This is a genomic window from Vibrio sp. OPT18 (genome assembly GCF_015163615.1).
Taxonomy (GTDB): Bacteria; Pseudomonadota; Gammaproteobacteria; order Enterobacterales; family Vibrionaceae; genus Vibrio; species Vibrio coralliirubri.
In genome coordinates this window covers 62,229-78,605 of record NZ_JADDYK010000060.1, presented here as the reverse complement: position 1 = coordinate 78,605, position 16,377 = coordinate 62,229, and the positions used below count along the sequence as shown (strand labels likewise).

The 16,377-nt window shown below is 44.5% G+C and carries 14 protein-coding genes; 11 read left to right on the top strand and 3 right to left on the bottom strand.

Annotated features, from left to right (window positions below):
• Positions 1-89: 89 nt before the first annotated feature.
• The 3 genes from IQQ51_RS15390 to map all read right to left on the bottom strand — a co-directional run bounded on the left by IQQ51_RS15390 (position 90) and on the right by map (position 4,294).
• Positions 90-473 carry a DUF3461 family protein gene (locus tag IQQ51_RS15390; RefSeq protein WP_004734354.1) on the bottom strand — a complete coding sequence of 128 codons (384 nt, stop codon included), beginning with the start codon at positions 471-473 and terminating at the stop codon, positions 90-92.
• Between the two features lie 181 nt (positions 474-654).
• Complete coding sequence (glnD, locus tag IQQ51_RS15385; protein ID WP_050644945.1) at positions 655-3,276, bottom strand: bifunctional uridylyltransferase/uridylyl-removing protein GlnD; 2,622 nt, start codon at positions 3,274-3,276, stop codon at positions 655-657.
• A 139-nt stretch (positions 3,277-3,415) separates the two neighbouring features.
• A complete protein-coding gene (map, locus tag IQQ51_RS15380; RefSeq protein WP_048612219.1) occupies positions 3,416-4,294 on the bottom strand; it encodes a type I methionyl aminopeptidase in 879 nt (292 codons plus the stop codon).
• A 457-nt stretch (positions 4,295-4,751) separates the two neighbouring features.
• Between map and rpsB the strand changes: the two genes are divergently transcribed.
• From rpsB to lpxD, 11 genes are all read left to right on the top strand, one after another.
• Positions 4,752-5,483 (top strand): 30S ribosomal protein S2, encoded by a 732-nt coding sequence (gene rpsB / locus IQQ51_RS15375; protein WP_032547152.1) that lies wholly within the window; start codon positions 4,752-4,754, stop codon positions 5,481-5,483.
• Positions 5,484-5,621: 138 nt separating this feature from the next.
• The gene (gene tsf, locus IQQ51_RS15370) at positions 5,622-6,467 is read left to right on the top strand and encodes a translation elongation factor Ts (RefSeq protein WP_193841530.1); all 846 of its coding nucleotides are present in this window, start codon (positions 5,622-5,624) and stop codon (positions 6,465-6,467) included.
• A 150-nt stretch (positions 6,468-6,617) separates the two neighbouring features.
• On the top strand, positions 6,618-7,349 hold the full coding sequence (gene pyrH / locus IQQ51_RS15365) for a UMP kinase (RefSeq protein WP_017630771.1): 732 nt from the start codon (positions 6,618-6,620) through the stop codon (positions 7,347-7,349).
• 98 nt (positions 7,350-7,447) lie between these two features.
• Positions 7,448-8,005, top strand: coding sequence for a ribosome recycling factor (frr, locus tag IQQ51_RS15360; RefSeq protein ID WP_017060741.1), 558 nt, complete (start codon positions 7,448-7,450; stop codon positions 8,003-8,005).
• Between the two features lie 98 nt (positions 8,006-8,103).
• Entirely contained in the window at positions 8,104-8,856 is a 753-nt protein-coding gene (locus IQQ51_RS15355) for an isoprenyl transferase (protein ID WP_017063364.1), read from the top strand.
• Positions 8,857-8,871: 15 nt separating this feature from the next.
• The gene (locus IQQ51_RS15350; RefSeq protein ID WP_050633976.1) at positions 8,872-9,714 is read left to right on the top strand and encodes a phosphatidate cytidylyltransferase; all 843 of its coding nucleotides are present in this window, start codon (positions 8,872-8,874) and stop codon (positions 9,712-9,714) included.
• A gap of 51 nt (positions 9,715-9,765) precedes the next feature.
• Positions 9,766-10,974 (top strand): 1-deoxy-D-xylulose-5-phosphate reductoisomerase, encoded by a 1,209-nt coding sequence (gene ispC / locus IQQ51_RS15345; RefSeq protein WP_193841529.1) that lies wholly within the window; start codon positions 9,766-9,768, stop codon positions 10,972-10,974.
• The gene (rseP, locus tag IQQ51_RS15340) at positions 10,971-12,329 is read left to right on the top strand and encodes a sigma E protease regulator RseP (RefSeq protein ID WP_193841528.1); all 1,359 of its coding nucleotides are present in this window, start codon (positions 10,971-10,973) and stop codon (positions 12,327-12,329) included. The genes ispC and rseP overlap by 4 nt, the downstream gene beginning before the upstream one ends.
• Positions 12,330-12,377: 48 nt before the next feature.
• Positions 12,378-14,783 (top strand): outer membrane protein assembly factor BamA, encoded by a 2,406-nt coding sequence (gene bamA, locus IQQ51_RS15335; protein WP_048606669.1) that lies wholly within the window; start codon positions 12,378-12,380, stop codon positions 14,781-14,783.
• 27 nt (positions 14,784-14,810) lie between these two features.
• The gene (locus tag IQQ51_RS15330; RefSeq protein WP_017063367.1) at positions 14,811-15,311 is read left to right on the top strand and encodes an OmpH family outer membrane protein; all 501 of its coding nucleotides are present in this window, start codon (positions 14,811-14,813) and stop codon (positions 15,309-15,311) included.
• A 5-nt stretch (positions 15,312-15,316) separates the two neighbouring features.
• Complete coding sequence (gene lpxD / locus IQQ51_RS15325; RefSeq protein WP_048606667.1) at positions 15,317-16,348, top strand: UDP-3-O-(3-hydroxymyristoyl)glucosamine N-acyltransferase; 1,032 nt, start codon at positions 15,317-15,319, stop codon at positions 16,346-16,348.
• Positions 16,349-16,377: the final 29 nt, after the last annotated feature.

Below are 16,377 nucleotides of genomic sequence, written 5' to 3'. Positions count from 1 at the left end.
CTGATAGTGATATCAGCCCTTTTTGTATCTGCATAACCTTAACGGCATAACTAATGTTGGTTAGTTAACAGTAATAGTTAGTCGCGGGATCATTTTAGCTTTTCTAGATCGGCTTCGATCTCAGCGATCTTACTTGATACCACTTTCTCTAGATGGCGTAAGTCGGTAAGGATCTTCTGCTTCACATCCACTTCAGCCGTTGGCGTCGGTTTGGTGATCTTGTTGAGCTCATCAATCACAAGAGTGAGGTTGCGGTTAATCTCTGTCACTTCTTTGTATTGATTATTGCCACCGCTAACAAGCACACTTTTTACTTGTCGTGGGTACTTAAATTTAACGCTTTTCGCGAACAGTTCACCTTTCTGCTTACGAAAGTAAATCTTCAGGATATCTTTGTGCGCTTCTTGGCGAAGGGAGTAACGTTCAATCTGTTTAGGTTCGTGGATACCTAAGCCAGTGAGGTTTGGATACATAAGCGACCTCTAGGTTATGAATGTAATACTTTTATGTAATTGACTTGATCAATGTAGCAGCCTAACGACGAGCTAGATAGTTGATATCTGTGAATTGATTGTAAGTTGTGGGCAAGATCGCTCTCTATCTTTGCCCACACTTATTTGGTTATTAAACCTGCTTTTAGACTGAATTCGCTTTCTAAGGTGCGAGTTCCGAAACGTGCTCGGTTAATCGTTCTCTTAGCGCCTGTTCTTGTTCTTCAGACAGTCTTCCACCTGCTTCACTGGTCAGAATAAACAAATCCTCTGCTCGCTCACCTATGGTGGTGATTTTTGCACCGTGTAAGTTGATGTCTAGTTCCGCGAAGGTTGCACCTACTTGAGCCAATAACCCCGGCGTATCAAGAGCTCTTAACTCCATCAAGGTGCGCTTCTTGCTCTTGGTTGGTAGGAACTCAACTAAGGTTTTGACCTTAAAGTGTTGCAAGTTACGTGGTGTGCGACGCGTCTTAATCTTAGTCGGACGGCCATCAGCCAATACATGAGTCAGATGTTTAGCAACGGCTTTGTGTCTTGCTTCATCAATCGCTTCGCCGTGTTGGTCTAGTACGATAAAGGTATCCAAAACATGACCATCTTTGCTGACCATGACCTGCGCGTCATGAACGTTAAAGTTACGTCTGTCGAGTTCGGCAACCACGGTCGCAAACAGTGCCGCTTGGTCTTTACAGTAAACGAACACTTCTGTGCCACCACGCGTCGCTTTCTTACTGATCAGCACTAACGGTTGGCTTGGGTCTTCTAGGCGAAGTAAGTGCTCACAGTGCCAAGCGATTTGTTTATGTGTGTGACGCAAAAAATAATCGGCTTTGAAGCGTTGCCATAACACTTCAATTTCACGAGCGGTGAATCCCTCTTTACGTAGCAAAGCTGACGCCATTTGTTGGTTATGACGAATACGATCTCTGACATCAACAGGGTTTTCCAAGCCGCGGCGCAGTGCGCGCTGCGTAGAGTGGAATAGCTCAGCTAACAGGGTGCGCTTCCAGCTGTTCCATAGCTCAGGGTTAGTCGCACAGATATCGGCAACGGTTAAACAAACCAGTAGCTCGAGTGATTCTTCATCACGCACTTTTTTGGCGAATTCGGTGATCACATCTGGGTCGTAGATATCACGACGTTGAGCTGTTACTGACATCAATAGGTGATTTTGTACTAACCACGCCACTTGTTTGGCTTCTGGCTTTGAGAGCCCATGTTCAATACAGAAAGAGTAAGCCTCAACCGCACCAATCTCAGAGTGGTCTCCGCCGCGGCCTTTTCCTATATCGTGGAAGATAGCAGCAAGGATCAGTAACTCTTTCTTCTGTACTCGAGGATAGACTTCACAGCAGATAGGGTGCTTATCGTGGTTTTCGATTTGACCAAAGCGGTTGATGTGCTTGAGCAGGCGGATACTGTGCTCATCCACGGTGTAAACATGGAATAGGTCAAACTGCATCTGACCAACGATCTGGCTCCACTGCGGTAAGTACGCAGAGAGCACGCCCAATTTGTGCATTAAGCTAAAGGCTTTGTGCAGGGCATTAGGGTGGCGAACTAGATCCATGAACTTGTCACGAGCTTCAGGAATGGTATGCAGGAATCGGTTCAATCGACGACGCGCCGTTCGCAACTGTCGCAATGTTGGTGGACTTACCCCTTCGATCGTCGAGTCATTGGCGATATGGATAAACATATCGAGAATGGTTTCTGGTCTTGCCTGGAATAGGGCAGGCTTACGCGCTTCGATCAACGAACCTCGGCGTTGGAAGTCATCGTCGAGAATCTCAGCGTCTTGGGTCTGACCGCCATTGATGATCGCTTGATCGAATAGTTTAAGCAGCATCTTATTCAGTTCAGCAACACGACGAAGGGTTCGGTAGAACTCCTTCATCATCATCTCAACACCGCGGTTGCCTTCACCACTGTAACCCAGATGTTCAGCGACTTGAGCTTGATGAGCAAAGGTGAGGCGGTTGTCGTAACGGCGCAGTTCAATGTGCAGTGCAAAACGAACTCGCCATAGGAAATCTTGGCACTCAACTAATTCACGATACTCAGCATCGGTTAGAAAACCGTATTTACTCATCTCTAACAAAGAGGTCGCACCGAAGTGGCGACGCGCAACCCAGCTCAGGGTATGGATGTCTCTGAGTCCGCCTGGAGTCGATTTAATGTCCGGCTCTAGGTTGTAAGTGGTGTCGTGATAACGAGCGTGACGCTCTCTCTGTTCTTGAATCTTAGCCTTGTAGAAGGTTTCACTTGGCCAAAATGAATCGGAATGAATCTTCAGTTTTAGTTCTTGGAAGGTGTCTTCACTGCCACATAACAATCGCGACTCTTGAAGGTTGGTCGCAACGGTTAAATCATCAATGCCGATCTCAAGACATTCGGCAATGGTGCGCACGGCGTGGCCGACTTCTAATCTTAGATCCCAGAGTAGGGTGATGAACTGGCTGACTTTCTCGCCGAGCGCTGGTGGCAATGTTTTTTGAGAGACGATGAGAATATCAATGTCAGACAAAGGATGCAGTTCGCCGCGACCATAACCGCCCACAGCGACAAGTGAAATATGAGGCAGTTTGTTGAATCCGAAATTTTCCCACAAACGATTGAGAAGTAAATCCATGTATTCGGAGCGCAGTAGAACCAAATCGGTGACGGGGTGGTGGTTCAGAAATTCATTTTTTTGATACTGCGTGAAGATTTCGAGCTGATTTTTTAATTCGCAGATTTCAATTTGTTCGTCATTGAACGTAAGAGGGCATTGATAAGGCATAGTCTGCTATCCGTGCAAGCAAATGAGAATAGTAAACAATTTAACAGAAGCTGATGGAAAATCGAAATTGAGTGGATAAAAAAATATCCTCGACAATGCGAGGATATTTTTAAAAGGCTGATGCGTTTAGTTCGGTGAACTAAGCGTTCTTCATGATACGTGGGATTGTATCATCGCTGCGCAGTGTTAGTACTTCACAACCAGTATCAGTTACAACCAGAGTATGCTCCCATTGAGCCGAGTTCTTGCTGTCTGCTGTGTATACTGTCCAGCTATCTTCGTCATCAAGACGACAGCCAAACTTACCCGCGTTGATCATTGGCTCGATAGTGAAACACATACCTGCTTTTAGCACGGTGCGATCGCTGTTCTTGTAGTGAACCACTTGTGGATCTTCGTGGAACTCAGAACCAATGCCATGACCACAGTAATCTTTAACAATAGAGAACTTAGCGCGTGGGTTGTTCTTGTTGTTTGTTTTGATGTACTTCTCGATAGCAGTACCGATTTGACCAAGTTGAACACCTGGCTTAACTTGGCGCATGCCTTCGTAAAGTGCTTCTTGAGCAACCATGCACAGACGCTTGTTTGCTGGAGAAACCTCACCTACAAGGAACATCTTAGAGGTGTCACCGTGGTAACCTTGTGGACGAACGCTTAGATCAGCGTTTTCGTCATCAGGGATGATTACCGTGATATCAACGTTAAGAATGTCGCCATCTTTTAGTACCGCCGGTTTGAATTGACCTGTGCTGCCAGTCTCATCTTGTGATGCTGGAATACCGTGACACACAATGTGGTTGATAGACGTACAGATTGACTTAGGGAAACCGTGGTAATCAAGTGGTGCTGAGTATGCGCCTCTTTCTAGAGCGTACTCGTGACAGATTTGGTTTAGCTCTTCTGTCGTTGTACCTACTTGGATGTGAGGTTCAATCATCTCTAGAATTTCAGAAGCCAGCTTGCCGGCGACGCGCATTTTTTCAATTTCTTCAGCAGTTTTAATTTTTACAGCCATTGCATATCTCTTAATTTGGTAGCACCTAAGTGTGCATATTGGGGCTATTCTATCAGTGCAGCATTTTAGCGCAACATTCCCATGTCCATACATTGCTGGTGGATACTGCTCAACGTGAGTGAATCGTGAGCGATTTATTGAGCCTGAAGTGAATGAATAGCGACACTATTTATAGGTGAAATTCGCCGATAGGGATCAGTATAGCAGTCGCCATTTTTAGAATTTTTTCTAGCCATAGATAGACAAAATATGGTATAAAGCGCGCCGGACATCAGGACTGTTTTCTCCAATTGGCGAAACAAGCTTTATGTCCACTAACTTATTTCTTTAAATCACACACATTCCGACACATGTTCCGGGGTGCCTCAACAACACAGATAACGGCTGAAAAGTGGTTAGTTGTTAGGGGTCGGATTCATGGGGGATGTGGAGGCCTAACCCCATAGAGGATTTTAAAATGGCAACTGTATCAATGCGCGATATGCTTAAAGCTGGTGTTCACTTCGGTCACCAAACTCGTTACTGGAACCCAAAAATGAAGCCATTCATCTTTGGTGCTCGTAACAAAGTACATATCATCAACCTAGAAAAAACTGTACCAATGTTCAACGAAGCTCTAGCTGAAATCGCTAAAGTTGGCGAGAAGAAAGGTAAAGTTCTTTTTGTTGGTACTAAGCGCGCTGCATCTGAAGCTGTTAAAGAAGCTGCTATCAACAGCAACCAGTTCTACGTTAACAACCGCTGGTTAGGCGGTATGCTAACGAACTACAAAACTGTTCGTCAGTCTATCAAGCGTCTGAAAGAACTTGAAGCGCAAGCTCAAGACGGTACTTTCGACAAGCTTACTAAGAAAGAAGCTCTAATGCGTACTCGTGAAATGGAGAAGCTAGAGAAATCTCTTGGTGGTATCAAGAATATGGGCGGCCTTCCAGACGCTCTATTCGTAATCGATGCTGATCACGAACACATCGCAGTTAAAGAAGCAAACAACCTAGGTATCCCAGTTTACGCTGTAGTTGATACTAACTCTAACCCAGACGGCGTTGACTTCGTTATCCCAGGTAACGATGATGCAATCCGTGCAGTACAGCTTTACCTAAACGCTGCTGCAGACGCGGTTAAAGAAGGTCGCAACAAAGATGTTGCTGCTGTAGCTGCTGAAAAAGACGGTTTTGTAGAAGCTGAATAATAGCGGCTCTGAGCCATATTTAGTTCACATTAAGCGGTCATAATCGATGGCTTAACGGACTGAATACAGTCAATATCAGGGGCCAATTAATTAGGCCCCTGTTTTTTATCTTTTTTAGAATTTACTGAGGAATAGAGAATGGCAACTGTAACTGCAGCTCTAGTTAAAGAACTTCGTGAACGCACAGCTGCGGGCATGATGGAATGTAAAAAAGCGCTTGTTGCTGCTGAAGGCGACATCGAGCTAGCAATTGAAAACATGCGTAAATCTGGCGCAGCAAAAGCAGCTAAGAAAGCTGGTAACGTTGCTGCTGAAGGCGCAATCATCATCAAAGAAGCAAACGGCGCAGCTGCTCTTCTTGAAGTTAACTGCCAAACTGATTTCGTAGCTAAAGATGCAGGTTTCCTTGCATTCGCTAACGAAGTTGCTGAAGTTGCTCTAGCAGAACGTCTAGAAATCGCTGAACTTCAAGCTAAATTTGAAGAAGCGCGTATCGCACTAGTAACTAAAATCGGTGAAAACATCAACATCCGTCGCGTACAATTCGTTGAAGGTGTTGCACTAGCTTCTTACCGTCACGGCGAGAAAATCGGTGTTGTTGTTGCTGGTGAAGGCGAAGCTGAAACTCTTAAGCACGTTGCAATGCACGTTGCTGCATCACGTCCTGAGTTCCTAAACCCAGAAGACGTACCTGCAGACGTAGTTGAGAAAGAAAAAGCAGTTCAAGTTGAAATCGCTATGAACGAAGGCAAACCAGCTGAAATCGCAGAGAAAATGGTTGTTGGCCGTATGAAGAAATTCACGGGCGAAATCTCTCTAACTGGTCAAGCTTTCATCATGGAGCCTAAGCAAACTGTTGGCGCTATCCTTAAAGAGAAAGGCGCTTCAGTATCTAACTTCGTACGTCTAGAAGTTGGTGAAGGCATCGAGAAAGCAGCTGAAATGAGCTTTGCTGACGAAGTTGCAGCGGTACAAAAAGGTTAATCCTTAGCGTATTGTTTGAAAAGAGACCGTGGCAAATGCTGCGGTCTTTTTATGAATAGTGAATTATTTTTTAGCTGTTATGAATGCAAACTGAGCTATTCAGTTTTTATCCATGACTGTTAATCATCAACTCTTTGGAAGGTAAACTCCATGACTACGAACCCTAAACCGGCGTATCAACGTATTCTGTTAAAACTTAGCGGTGAAGCACTACAAGGCGAAGAAGGTTTTGGTATTGACCCGACGATCCTTGATCGTATGGCTCAAGAAGTGAAAGAATTGGTTGAACTAGGTGTTCAAGTAGGCGTTGTTATCGGTGGCGGTAACCTTTTCCGTGGTGCAGGCCTTGCTGAAGCAGGTATGAACCGCGTTGTTGGTGACCACATGGGTATGCTTGCAACGGTAATGAACGGCCTTGCAATGCGTGACGCTCTTCACCGTGCTTACGTAAACGCACGTGTAATGTCTGCAATCCCTCTTAAAGGTGTTTGTGACGACTACAACTGGGCAGATGCAATCAGCCAACTACGTCAAGGTCGCGTTGTGATCTTCTCTGCTGGTACGGGTAACCCATTCTTCACTACGGATTCTGCTGCATGTCTACGTGGTATCGAAATCGAAGCTGACGTAGTTCTAAAAGCGACAAAAGTAGATGGTGTATTTACTTCTGACCCTGTAGCAAACCCAGACGCAGAGTTGTATGATACGTTGTCTTACAACACGGTTCTTGATAAAGAACTTAAAGTAATGGACTTGGCTGCATTTACGCTAGCACGTGATCACAAAATGCCAATCCGTGTATTTAACATGAATAAACCAGGCGCACTACGTCGCGTGGTTATGGGTGAAACTGAAGGTACATTAATCAGCGACGCTGACTAATTTTTCGGGCTTACTGAGGTGTTGTACCTTGGTAAGCTTATCCTTATCACTCCAAATAAAAAGCTTTCTTGAAGAAAGAACATAATCAAGGTGAAATTGTGATTAACGAAATCAAAAAAGACGCTCAAGAGCGCATGGTAAAAAGTGTTGATGCACTAAAAAACAGCCTGCAAAAGATTCGTACAGGCCGTGCGCACCCGAGCCTACTTTCTGGTCTTACTGTTGAGTACTACGGTGCTCCAACGCCTTTGACTCAAGTAGCTAACGTTATCGCTGAAGATGCACGTACACTAGCTATTACAGTGTTTGATAAAACACTGACTCCTCTAGTTGAAAAAGCAATCCTGACATCTGACCTAGGCCTAAACCCTATGTCTGCGGGTACAGTTATCCGTGTTCCACTTCCACCGCTAACGGAAGAGCGTCGTAAAGACCTAGTTAAAATCGTTCGTGGCGAAGCTGAAGGTGGTCGTGTTGCTATCCGTAACATCCGTCGTGACGCGAATGGCGATCTAAAAGCACTTCTTAAAGATAAAGAAATCTCTGAAGATGAAGATCGTAAAGCACAAGACGAAATTCAAAAGCTAACTGACGCTGCGGTTAAGAACGTAGACGAAGTTCTAGCTGTTAAAGAAAAAGAGTTGATGGAAGTTTAATTTTCCATATTCTTTTCTTTCCGGAAAAACGCTGTACTCACGGTGCAGCGTTTTTTTATGCTACTCTGTTCGACTATTAGAATTTGATTCACTCTTTTATGCATAATTCTCAAGCGTTCACAGACTCTCTTCCTAAACACATTGCTATCATTATGGATGGTAATGGTCGCTGGGCAAAAGCTCAGGGCAAGCCTCGCGTCTTTGGCCATAAAAACGGTGTTCAAGCCGTTCGTAAAACTATCTCTTCTGCAGCCAGACTTGGCATTAAAGCCGTTACTCTTTTTGCATTTAGTAGCGAAAACTGGCGTCGTCCTGAAGAAGAAGTCGGTATCTTGATGGAACTGTTTATTTCAGTGCTGTCGAGTGAAGTTAAAAAGCTTCATAAAAATAATCTACAACTTCGTGTTATTGGTGATAAAAGTCGTTTCAATGATCGACTACAAAAGAAGATAGAAGAAGCGGAAGCTTTGACTAGCACCAATACGGGTATGGTTATTAATATTGCAGCTAACTACGGCGGTAAGTGGGATATTCAGCAAGCAATGACCTCTATTGCTCAACAGGTAAAGTCTGGTGATATTAATGTAGATGATATTGATGAAGCTATGATTACACAGCACCTGACAATGGCAGATATTCCTGAAGTCGATCTACTTATCCGTACCAGTGGCGAATGCCGCATTAGTAATTTTATGCTTTGGCAGTTGGCTTACGCCGAAATGTATTTCACTGAACAATTCTGGCCAGACTTTAATGAAGACAGCTTAGTAGAAGCTGTGACTTGGTTTGTAAACCGTGAGCGTCGTTTTGGATGCACCGGTGAGCAAATTAAAGCTCTGATGGACAGTTAATAAGGATTTTTTGGTTTGAAACAACGAATTATTACGGCGTTGATTTTAGCTCCCCTAGTTATTCTAGGTATTTTCGAGTTATCACTTCCTACATTTATTCTTTCGCTAGCGGTAATCTCGCTATTGGGTTTTTGGGAGTGGACTCAGTTTGTTGAAAGCAAATCGCGTTATTTAGCGTTGATTCCAACGGTTGTAGTTAGTGCTGCAAGTTTTGCTCTTATCCCTTTTGATGCATTTAGCCTTAATAACTTGTCTACTGCTCACTACGCTATTCTAACGATTGGCTCAATTTGGTGGGTAATAGCGAGTGGCATGGCGGTGACTTATCCTAAGTCTATGCCTGCATGGAAAGACTCTTCTCTTCTTCGTCACGCCTTTGGTGTGTTGACTCTGCTGCCATTCTTCTGGAGTGTGGTTATCCTGCGTGCTAACGGTATCGATGTTGATCCTTACCACGGTGCAAAACTGGTGATGTTTGTTTGCTTGCTTGTTTGGGCGGCGGATAGCGGTGCTTATTTTTCAGGAAAGAGTTTTGGTAAGCGTAAAATGGCACCAGCGGTAAGCCCGAATAAGACGATTGAAGGTCTTATTGGTGGCATTATTACTGCGGTGATCGTGGCTTGGATCTTTGCTGACTTGTTTGACATCCAATTCACAAGCCCACTTCACATGATTGTTATTACCCTTGTGACCGTTGTTATTTCTGTTCTAGGTGACCTTGTTGAAAGCATGTTTAAGCGTGTTTCTGGGGTGAAAGACAGCAGTAATCTGATTCCTGGTCATGGTGGTATACTAGATAGAATAGATAGCTTAACGGCTGCATTCCCTGTCTTTGCTCTGCTTTATTTAGCATTCTAATAAAAAAGGGCAGTGATTCTGCCCTTTATTACATTTCTACGGTCATATGTGATGCGAAATCTAACTATCCTTGGCGCCACCGGCTCAATTGGTGCAAGTACACTAAAAGTCGTTGAGCAAAACCCAGATCTCTATTCAGTGGTTGCACTGGCTGCAGGCTCGAATGTTGAAAAGATGCTGGCGCTAGTTAAAAAGTGGCAGCCAAGCTATGTTGCTATGGCTTGCCCTGATGCAGCGTCTCAACTGACTGAAGTGTTGTCCGCGAGTTACCCTAACGTAAAAGTGCTTTCAGGCACTGAAGGCATGTGTCAGGTTGCTTCTTTAGAGGAAGTGGACACGGTAATGGCTGCGATTGTGGGAGCGGCAGGTTTACTTCCTACAATGGCTGCGGTTAAGGCTGGTAAGCGTATTTTGCTTGCTAATAAAGAAGCCTTGGTGATGTCTGGGCAGTTGTTTATCGATGCGGTAGAAAAGTACGGTGCTGAACTACTTCCTGTAGACAGTGAGCACAATGCTATCTTCCAATGCCTACCTCAAAACGTACAAACTAACCTAGGCCGTTGTGATTTAGAAGAGAACGGTATCAACCATATTCTTTTGACTGGTTCGGGTGGTCCTTTCCGTTATACGGACGTTGCTGAGCTGGAGTCGGTAACTCCAGAACGAGCTATTGCACACCCTAACTGGTCTATGGGTCCTAAGATTTCGGTCGATTCAGCGACTATGATGAATAAGGGCTTAGAGTACATTGAGGCGAAATGGTTATTTAATGCCTCTCAAGAGCAGTTAAAAGTGATTATTCATCCTCAGTCTGTGATTCATTCTATGGTCCAGTACAAGGATGGCTCTGTGCTTGCTCAAATGGGCGAGCCTGATATGGCGACGCCAATCGCTTTGACGATGTCTTACCCTGAGCGCACTGAAGCGGGTGTTAAGCCTCTGGATTTCACCAAAGTGGGCGAGCTTACTTTCCTAGAACCCGATTTTAGCCGTTACCCATGTTTAAGATTAGCGATTGAAGCGTGTTACTTAGGTCAGCATGCTACAACCGCAATTAACGCAGCAAACGAAATTGCAGTCGATGCTTTCTTGAACAATCGAGTGAAATTTACCGATATTGCCGTCATTAACGAGCATGTTATGAGCAAAGTATGTGAACAACATAACTCTGAGGGCTTAGATAGCTTGGAAAGCCTCCTCGAGCTCGATAATATGTCTCGTCAATTAGCCAATCAATTTATTAAAGAGCAGCTAGCATGAGTGGAATTCTGTGGAACTTCGCATCCTTTATTGTAGCGCTTGGTATTCTGGTCGCTGTTCATGAGTTTGGACACTTCTGGGTTGCTCGTCGTTGTGGTGTGAAAGTTGAGAAATTCTCGATTGGTTTTGGTAAATCAATCTGGAGCAAAGTTGGTCGTGATGGCACAGAGTACAGCTTGTCTGTCATTCCATTGGGCGGCTACGTTAAGATGCTTGATGGTCGTGTAGACGACCTTTCTGAAGACGAGCAACAATACGCTTTTGATAAGAAGCCATTGTGGAAAAGAACGGCGATAGTTGGTGCAGGTCCTGCATTTAACTTTATCTTTGCCGTCTTTGCGTATTGGCTTGTATTTTTGATTGGCGTGCCGGCGGTTAAACCCGTAATTGGTGAAGTTACTCTGCAATCTATTGCTGCACAAGCCGGAATTGAAACTGGAATGGAACTTAAATCTATTTCGGGAATCAAAACCGCAGATTGGGAATCAGTCAATATGGGTTTGATATCGCATATTGGTGATCAGTCCATGACTGTAACGGTTTCTTCTCAAGACGATATCGGCTTTGAACAACAGATGACATTGGATATTTCAGACTGGTCATTCAACCCAGAAACTGAATCTGCAATGACAACGCTGGGCTTTAGACCGTATTCTCCAGAGATATCGACAGTGCTCGCTCAAGTCATTGATGACGGTGCGGCATACGATGCAGGGGTAGAAGCTGGCGACAAAATTGTTGAGATTAATGGGCAGCCTATTGAACAGTGGCAGTCGGTTGTTGAGTTAATCCGTTCAAACCCGATGACACCCTTGGACCTTGTAGTCCTGCGAAATGGTACTGAACAGTCATTAGTTATGACGCCAAAAAGCCGCGAGCTTTCTGATGGTTCCACAATCGGCTATGCAGGTATTGCTCCAGAAGTCGCAGAATGGCCAGAAGATTATCGCTTTGAGTTACAATTTGGTGTAATTGAGTCTGTAGGAAAAGCATTTGATAAAACAGGTCAAATCATTGGTTTGACGCTGACAATGCTTAAGAAGCTCATCGTTGGTGATGTTGGCTTAAATAACTTGAGTGGCCCGATTTCAATAGCCAAAGGTGCAGGGACAACCGCCGATTACGGTTTGGTTTACTTCTTGGGCTTTTTGGCTCTGATTAGTGTTAACTTGGGAATTATTAATTTGGTTCCGCTGCCTATGCTTGATGGCGGACATTTGCTCTTTTTCGCTATTGAGGCCGTTACTCGTAAACCGGTGCCTGAAAAAGTTCAGGAAATGGGATACAGAGTGGGAGGTGCAATCCTCTTCTCTTTGATGGCTCTGGCAATATTTAATGATTTTACTCGTCTGTGAATGGTTTCTCACAGGCATTGGTAGTAGCAAGGAATAATTAGAATAAGTATGGCGATTAAGCAAATTCTGTTCGCAAGTCTATTGGCCACTAGTGTGGCTGCGAACGGAGCACAAAACTTTGTGGTTCAAGATATCAAGATCGAAGGTTTACAGCGTGTTGCACTTGGTGCAGCTCTACTGAAAATGCCAGTGCGTATTGGCGATGAAGTGGATGAAAGCGATGTATCTGAGATCATTCGTGCACTGTATGCTTCAGGTAACTTCGAGGACGTTAAAGTTCTTCGCGATGAAGGTGTTTTAGTTGTTCAAGTAAAAGAACGACCGACCATCGCGAGCATTTCATTCTCAGGTAACAAAGCGATCAAAGAAGAGCAGCTTCAGCAGAACCTAGATGCGTCTGGTGTTCGTGAAGGTGAAGCGCTTGACCGCACTACGCTGAGTAACATTGAGAAAGGCCTTGAAGATTTTTACTACAGCGTGGGTAAGTACAACGCGACAGTAAAAGCGGTTGTGACACCTCTGCCACGTAACCGTTCTGACCTTAAGTTTGTGTTTACTGAAGGCGTATCCGCTAAGATTCAGCAAATCAACTTTATCGGTAATGAAGTCTTCTCAGACTCTGAACTGCTTAGTCGTTTCAATCTGAATGTTGATGTTGCATGGTGGAATTTCCTTGCAGATGAAAAATACCAGAAGCAAGTCTTAGCCGGTGATATCGAAGCGCTGAAATCTTACTACCTTGACCGTGGTTACCTGAAGTTTAAGGTCGACTCTACGCAGGTGGCGATCTCTCCAGACAAGAAAGGTGTTTACATCACACTTGGCCTAGACGAAGGCGAAGCTTACACTGTTAAAGATGTCTCTTTCCGTGGTGAGTTAATCGGTCGTGAGGCTGACTTCGAAGCGTTAGTGCCATTCGAGGACGGCGATACTTATAACGGTTCTTCGGTAACGTCTTTGGAAGAGAACGTAAAACGAATTCTTGGTGAATCTGGCTACGCGTACCCACAAGTTCGCACGATTCCTGAATTTGACGATGAGACCAAAGAAGTGTCGTTGGTTATCAATGTAGAAGCGGGCAGCCGTATCTATGTTCGCGATATTCGATTCACGGGTAACAACTCAACGAAAGACGAAGTACTGCGTCGTGAAATGCGTCAAATGGAAGGCAGCTGGCTTAACTCTAAGTCAATTGATACCGGTAAGAGCCGTCTTAACCGTTTAGGTTTCTTTGAAACGGTTGATGTACAAACAGTGCGTGTTCCTGGCAGTGAAGACCAAGTTGATTTGGTCTACAACGTTAAGGAAGCAAACTCAGGCAGCATCAACTTTGGTGTTGGTTACGGTACTGAATCAGGTGTTAGTTTCCAAGTTGGTTTGCAACAAGATAACTTTGCGGGCTCTGGTAACCGTGTTGGCGTAAGTGCCATGATGAACGATTACCAAAAGAACGTGAGCTTAGACTACCGTGACCCATACTGGAACCTTGATGGTGTGAGCTTGGGCGGTAAGATCTTCTACAACGAATTTGAAGCCTCTGAAGCGGGTATCGTCGACTATACCAACCAAAGTTATGGTACCAGCCTAACATGGGGTTTTCCTATGGATGAGCTGAACCGTCTCGAGTTTGGTGTTGGCTATACGCACAACAAGATCGGTAACGTTCCGACCTATATCCAAGTTGAACAGTTCGCGAGAAGTATTGACCAATATGGTGACGAACACATTCTAACCGATGATTTCGACATCAATATCTCTTGGACTCGTAACAATCTTAACCGTGGCTTCTTCCCAACCGAAGGTAACCATCAACGTGCTTTTGCTAAGGTGACGGTACCCGGTTCTGATGCTCAGTACTTTAAAATGCAGTACGATGTAAAACATTACATCCCGCTGACCAAAAAGCATGAGTTCACACTATTGATGCGTGGCCGATTAGGCTATGGTAATGGTTATGGTCAAACGGATGGTAACGATAACTTGTTCCCATTCTACGAGAACTACTACGCAGGTGGTTTTACAACCCTACGTGGTTTTGGCTCTAACTCCGCAGGCCCGAAAGCCGTTTACGGGAACAGCACGGGTAACAACCCTACATACGATTCAGCTACTGATGACTCAGTAGGTGGTAACGCGGTTGCTTTGGCAAGTTTAGAGTTAATTGTACCAACGCCGTTTGCTTCTGATGAAGCGCGTAGCCAGATTCGTACCAGTGTCTTCTTTGACATGGCGAGTGTATGGGATACCGAATTCGTAGACCGCGGCGCACCTAACAGTGGCAGCCAGTACTACTACGATTACTCTGATCCAACAAATTACCGTTCATCTTATGGTGCCGCTCTTCAATGGATGTCACCGATGGGCCCGCTGGTTTTCTCTCTAGCGAAACCAGTTAAAATTTACGAAGGTGATGATGAGGAATTCTTCACATTTACCATTGGTAGAACTTTCTAATATTTAAAGGACAATATTTTGAAAAATATGATTAAAGCAGCAGGTTTAGGCCTTGTAGTTCTTAGCTCTTCTTTCTTTGCAACAGCTGCTGAAGCTGCGCAAAAAGTGGGTTATGTAAACACTGCACAAGTATTCCAGGCTCTACCTCAGCGTGAAGTTGTTCTTCAAAAGATGCAGGAAGAGTTCAAAGATAAAGCGGCTGAGCTACAGAGCATTCAAGCTGAAGCGAAAACAAAGATTGAAAAGCTTAAGCGTGATGGCGAGCTACTAGGCCCTGAAGAAGTTGAGAAGCTTCGTATCGAAGTAGGCCAACTGGACAGCAAGTACAAAATCAAAGCTCAAGCACTAGAAAAAGCAAGTCAACGTCGTGAAGCACAAGAGAAGCAGAAGCTGTTCAAAGTGATTCAAGATGCTGTAACTAAAGTTGCAGAGAAAGAAGGCTACGACATGATCGTTGATATTCAAGCTCTACAATACGGTAAGCCTGAATACAACATCTCTGAGCAAGTAATTAAATCACTGAAATAAGTTTTATGAAGAACCTGACTTTAGCCGAATTGGCAACGATTACTGGGGGAGAGCTACACGGAGACGGTACGATTACCGTCTCAGCAGTCGCTCCTATGGATAAAGCGCAAGAAGGTAACATTACGTTCCTTTCTAACGTGAAGTACAGCAAGCACCTAGGTGACTGTAAAGCATCCGCTATTATGGTTAAAGAGAGTGAGCGCGAACTGTGTAAGACCAACGTTATTGTGGTTAGTGACCCTTACGTTGCTTTTGCTAAGGTTGCTCAAGCGCTTGATACTACTCCTGCACCCGCAGCGGCTATTGCTGATTCTGCTTCAATCTCTAGCGATGCAACTATTGGACAAAATGTGTCTATTGGTGCGAACGCTGTGATTGAGTCTGGTGTAGTACTTAGTGATGATGTGATCATCGGTGCTGGTTGCTTTATTGGTAAAAATGCAAAAATTGGCGCAGGCACTAAGCTGTGGGCTAACGTAAGTGTTTACCATGAAGTGGTGATTGGTGAGGCATGTCTGATTCAATCAAGTACTGTTATTGGCTCTGATGGCTTTGGTTATGCGAACGAGAAAGGCGAATGGGTTAAGATCCCGCAAGTCGGCTCTGTTCGTATTGGTAACCGCGTAGAAATTGGCGCGTGTACTACCATCGACCGCGGCGCATTAGATGACACAATCATTGAAGACAACGTTATCCTAGATAACCAACTTCAGATTGCTCACAATGTTCACATCGGATATGGTTCAGCTCTTGCAGGTGGTACTATCATTGCAGGCAGCACGACCATAGGTAAGTACTGTATTATTGGTGGTGGTAGTGTGATTAATGGTCACATTGAAATTACTGACGGCGTTACGATTACCGGAATGGGAATGGTAATGCGCAGCATCACTGAGAAAGGCATGTACTCTTCGGGTATTCCTTTACAGCCAAATAAAGATTGGCGTAAAACAGCAACGCGCGTTCATCGTATTGATGAAATGAACAAACGTTTGAAAACCGTTGAAAAACTTATTGAGAAGAGCGCGGAATCATAATTCCAGCATTTCTAATAAAAGGCTCGCGT

What these genes read in the sequence shown, in the direction of transcription:
- IQQ51_RS15390 (WP_004734354.1), bottom strand. Translation starts at nt 473, where the DNA reads ATGTATCCAAACCTCACTGGCTTAGGTATCCACGAACCTAAACAGATT.
- glnD (WP_050644945.1), bottom strand. Translation starts at nt 3,276, where the DNA reads ATGCCTTATCAATGCCCTCTTACGTTCAATGACGAACAAATTGAAATC.
- map (WP_048612219.1), bottom strand. Translation starts at nt 4,294, where the DNA reads ATGGCTGTAAAAATTAAAACTGCTGAAGAAATTGAAAAAATGCGCGTC.
- rpsB (WP_032547152.1), top strand. Translation starts at nt 4,752, where the DNA reads ATGGCAACTGTATCAATGCGCGATATGCTTAAAGCTGGTGTTCACTTC.
- tsf (WP_193841530.1), top strand. Translation starts at nt 5,622, where the DNA reads ATGGCAACTGTAACTGCAGCTCTAGTTAAAGAACTTCGTGAACGCACA.
- pyrH (WP_017630771.1), top strand. Translation starts at nt 6,618, where the DNA reads ATGACTACGAACCCTAAACCGGCGTATCAACGTATTCTGTTAAAACTT.
- IQQ51_RS15355 (WP_017063364.1), top strand. Translation starts at nt 8,104, where the DNA reads ATGCATAATTCTCAAGCGTTCACAGACTCTCTTCCTAAACACATTGCT.
- ispC (WP_193841529.1), top strand. Translation starts at nt 9,766, where the DNA reads ATGCGAAATCTAACTATCCTTGGCGCCACCGGCTCAATTGGTGCAAGT.
- rseP (WP_193841528.1), top strand. Translation starts at nt 10,971, where the DNA reads ATGAGTGGAATTCTGTGGAACTTCGCATCCTTTATTGTAGCGCTTGGT.
- bamA (WP_048606669.1), top strand. Translation starts at nt 12,378, where the DNA reads ATGGCGATTAAGCAAATTCTGTTCGCAAGTCTATTGGCCACTAGTGTG.
- IQQ51_RS15330 (WP_017063367.1), top strand. Translation starts at nt 14,811, where the DNA reads ATGATTAAAGCAGCAGGTTTAGGCCTTGTAGTTCTTAGCTCTTCTTTC.
- lpxD (WP_048606667.1), top strand. Translation starts at nt 15,317, where the DNA reads ATGAAGAACCTGACTTTAGCCGAATTGGCAACGATTACTGGGGGAGAG.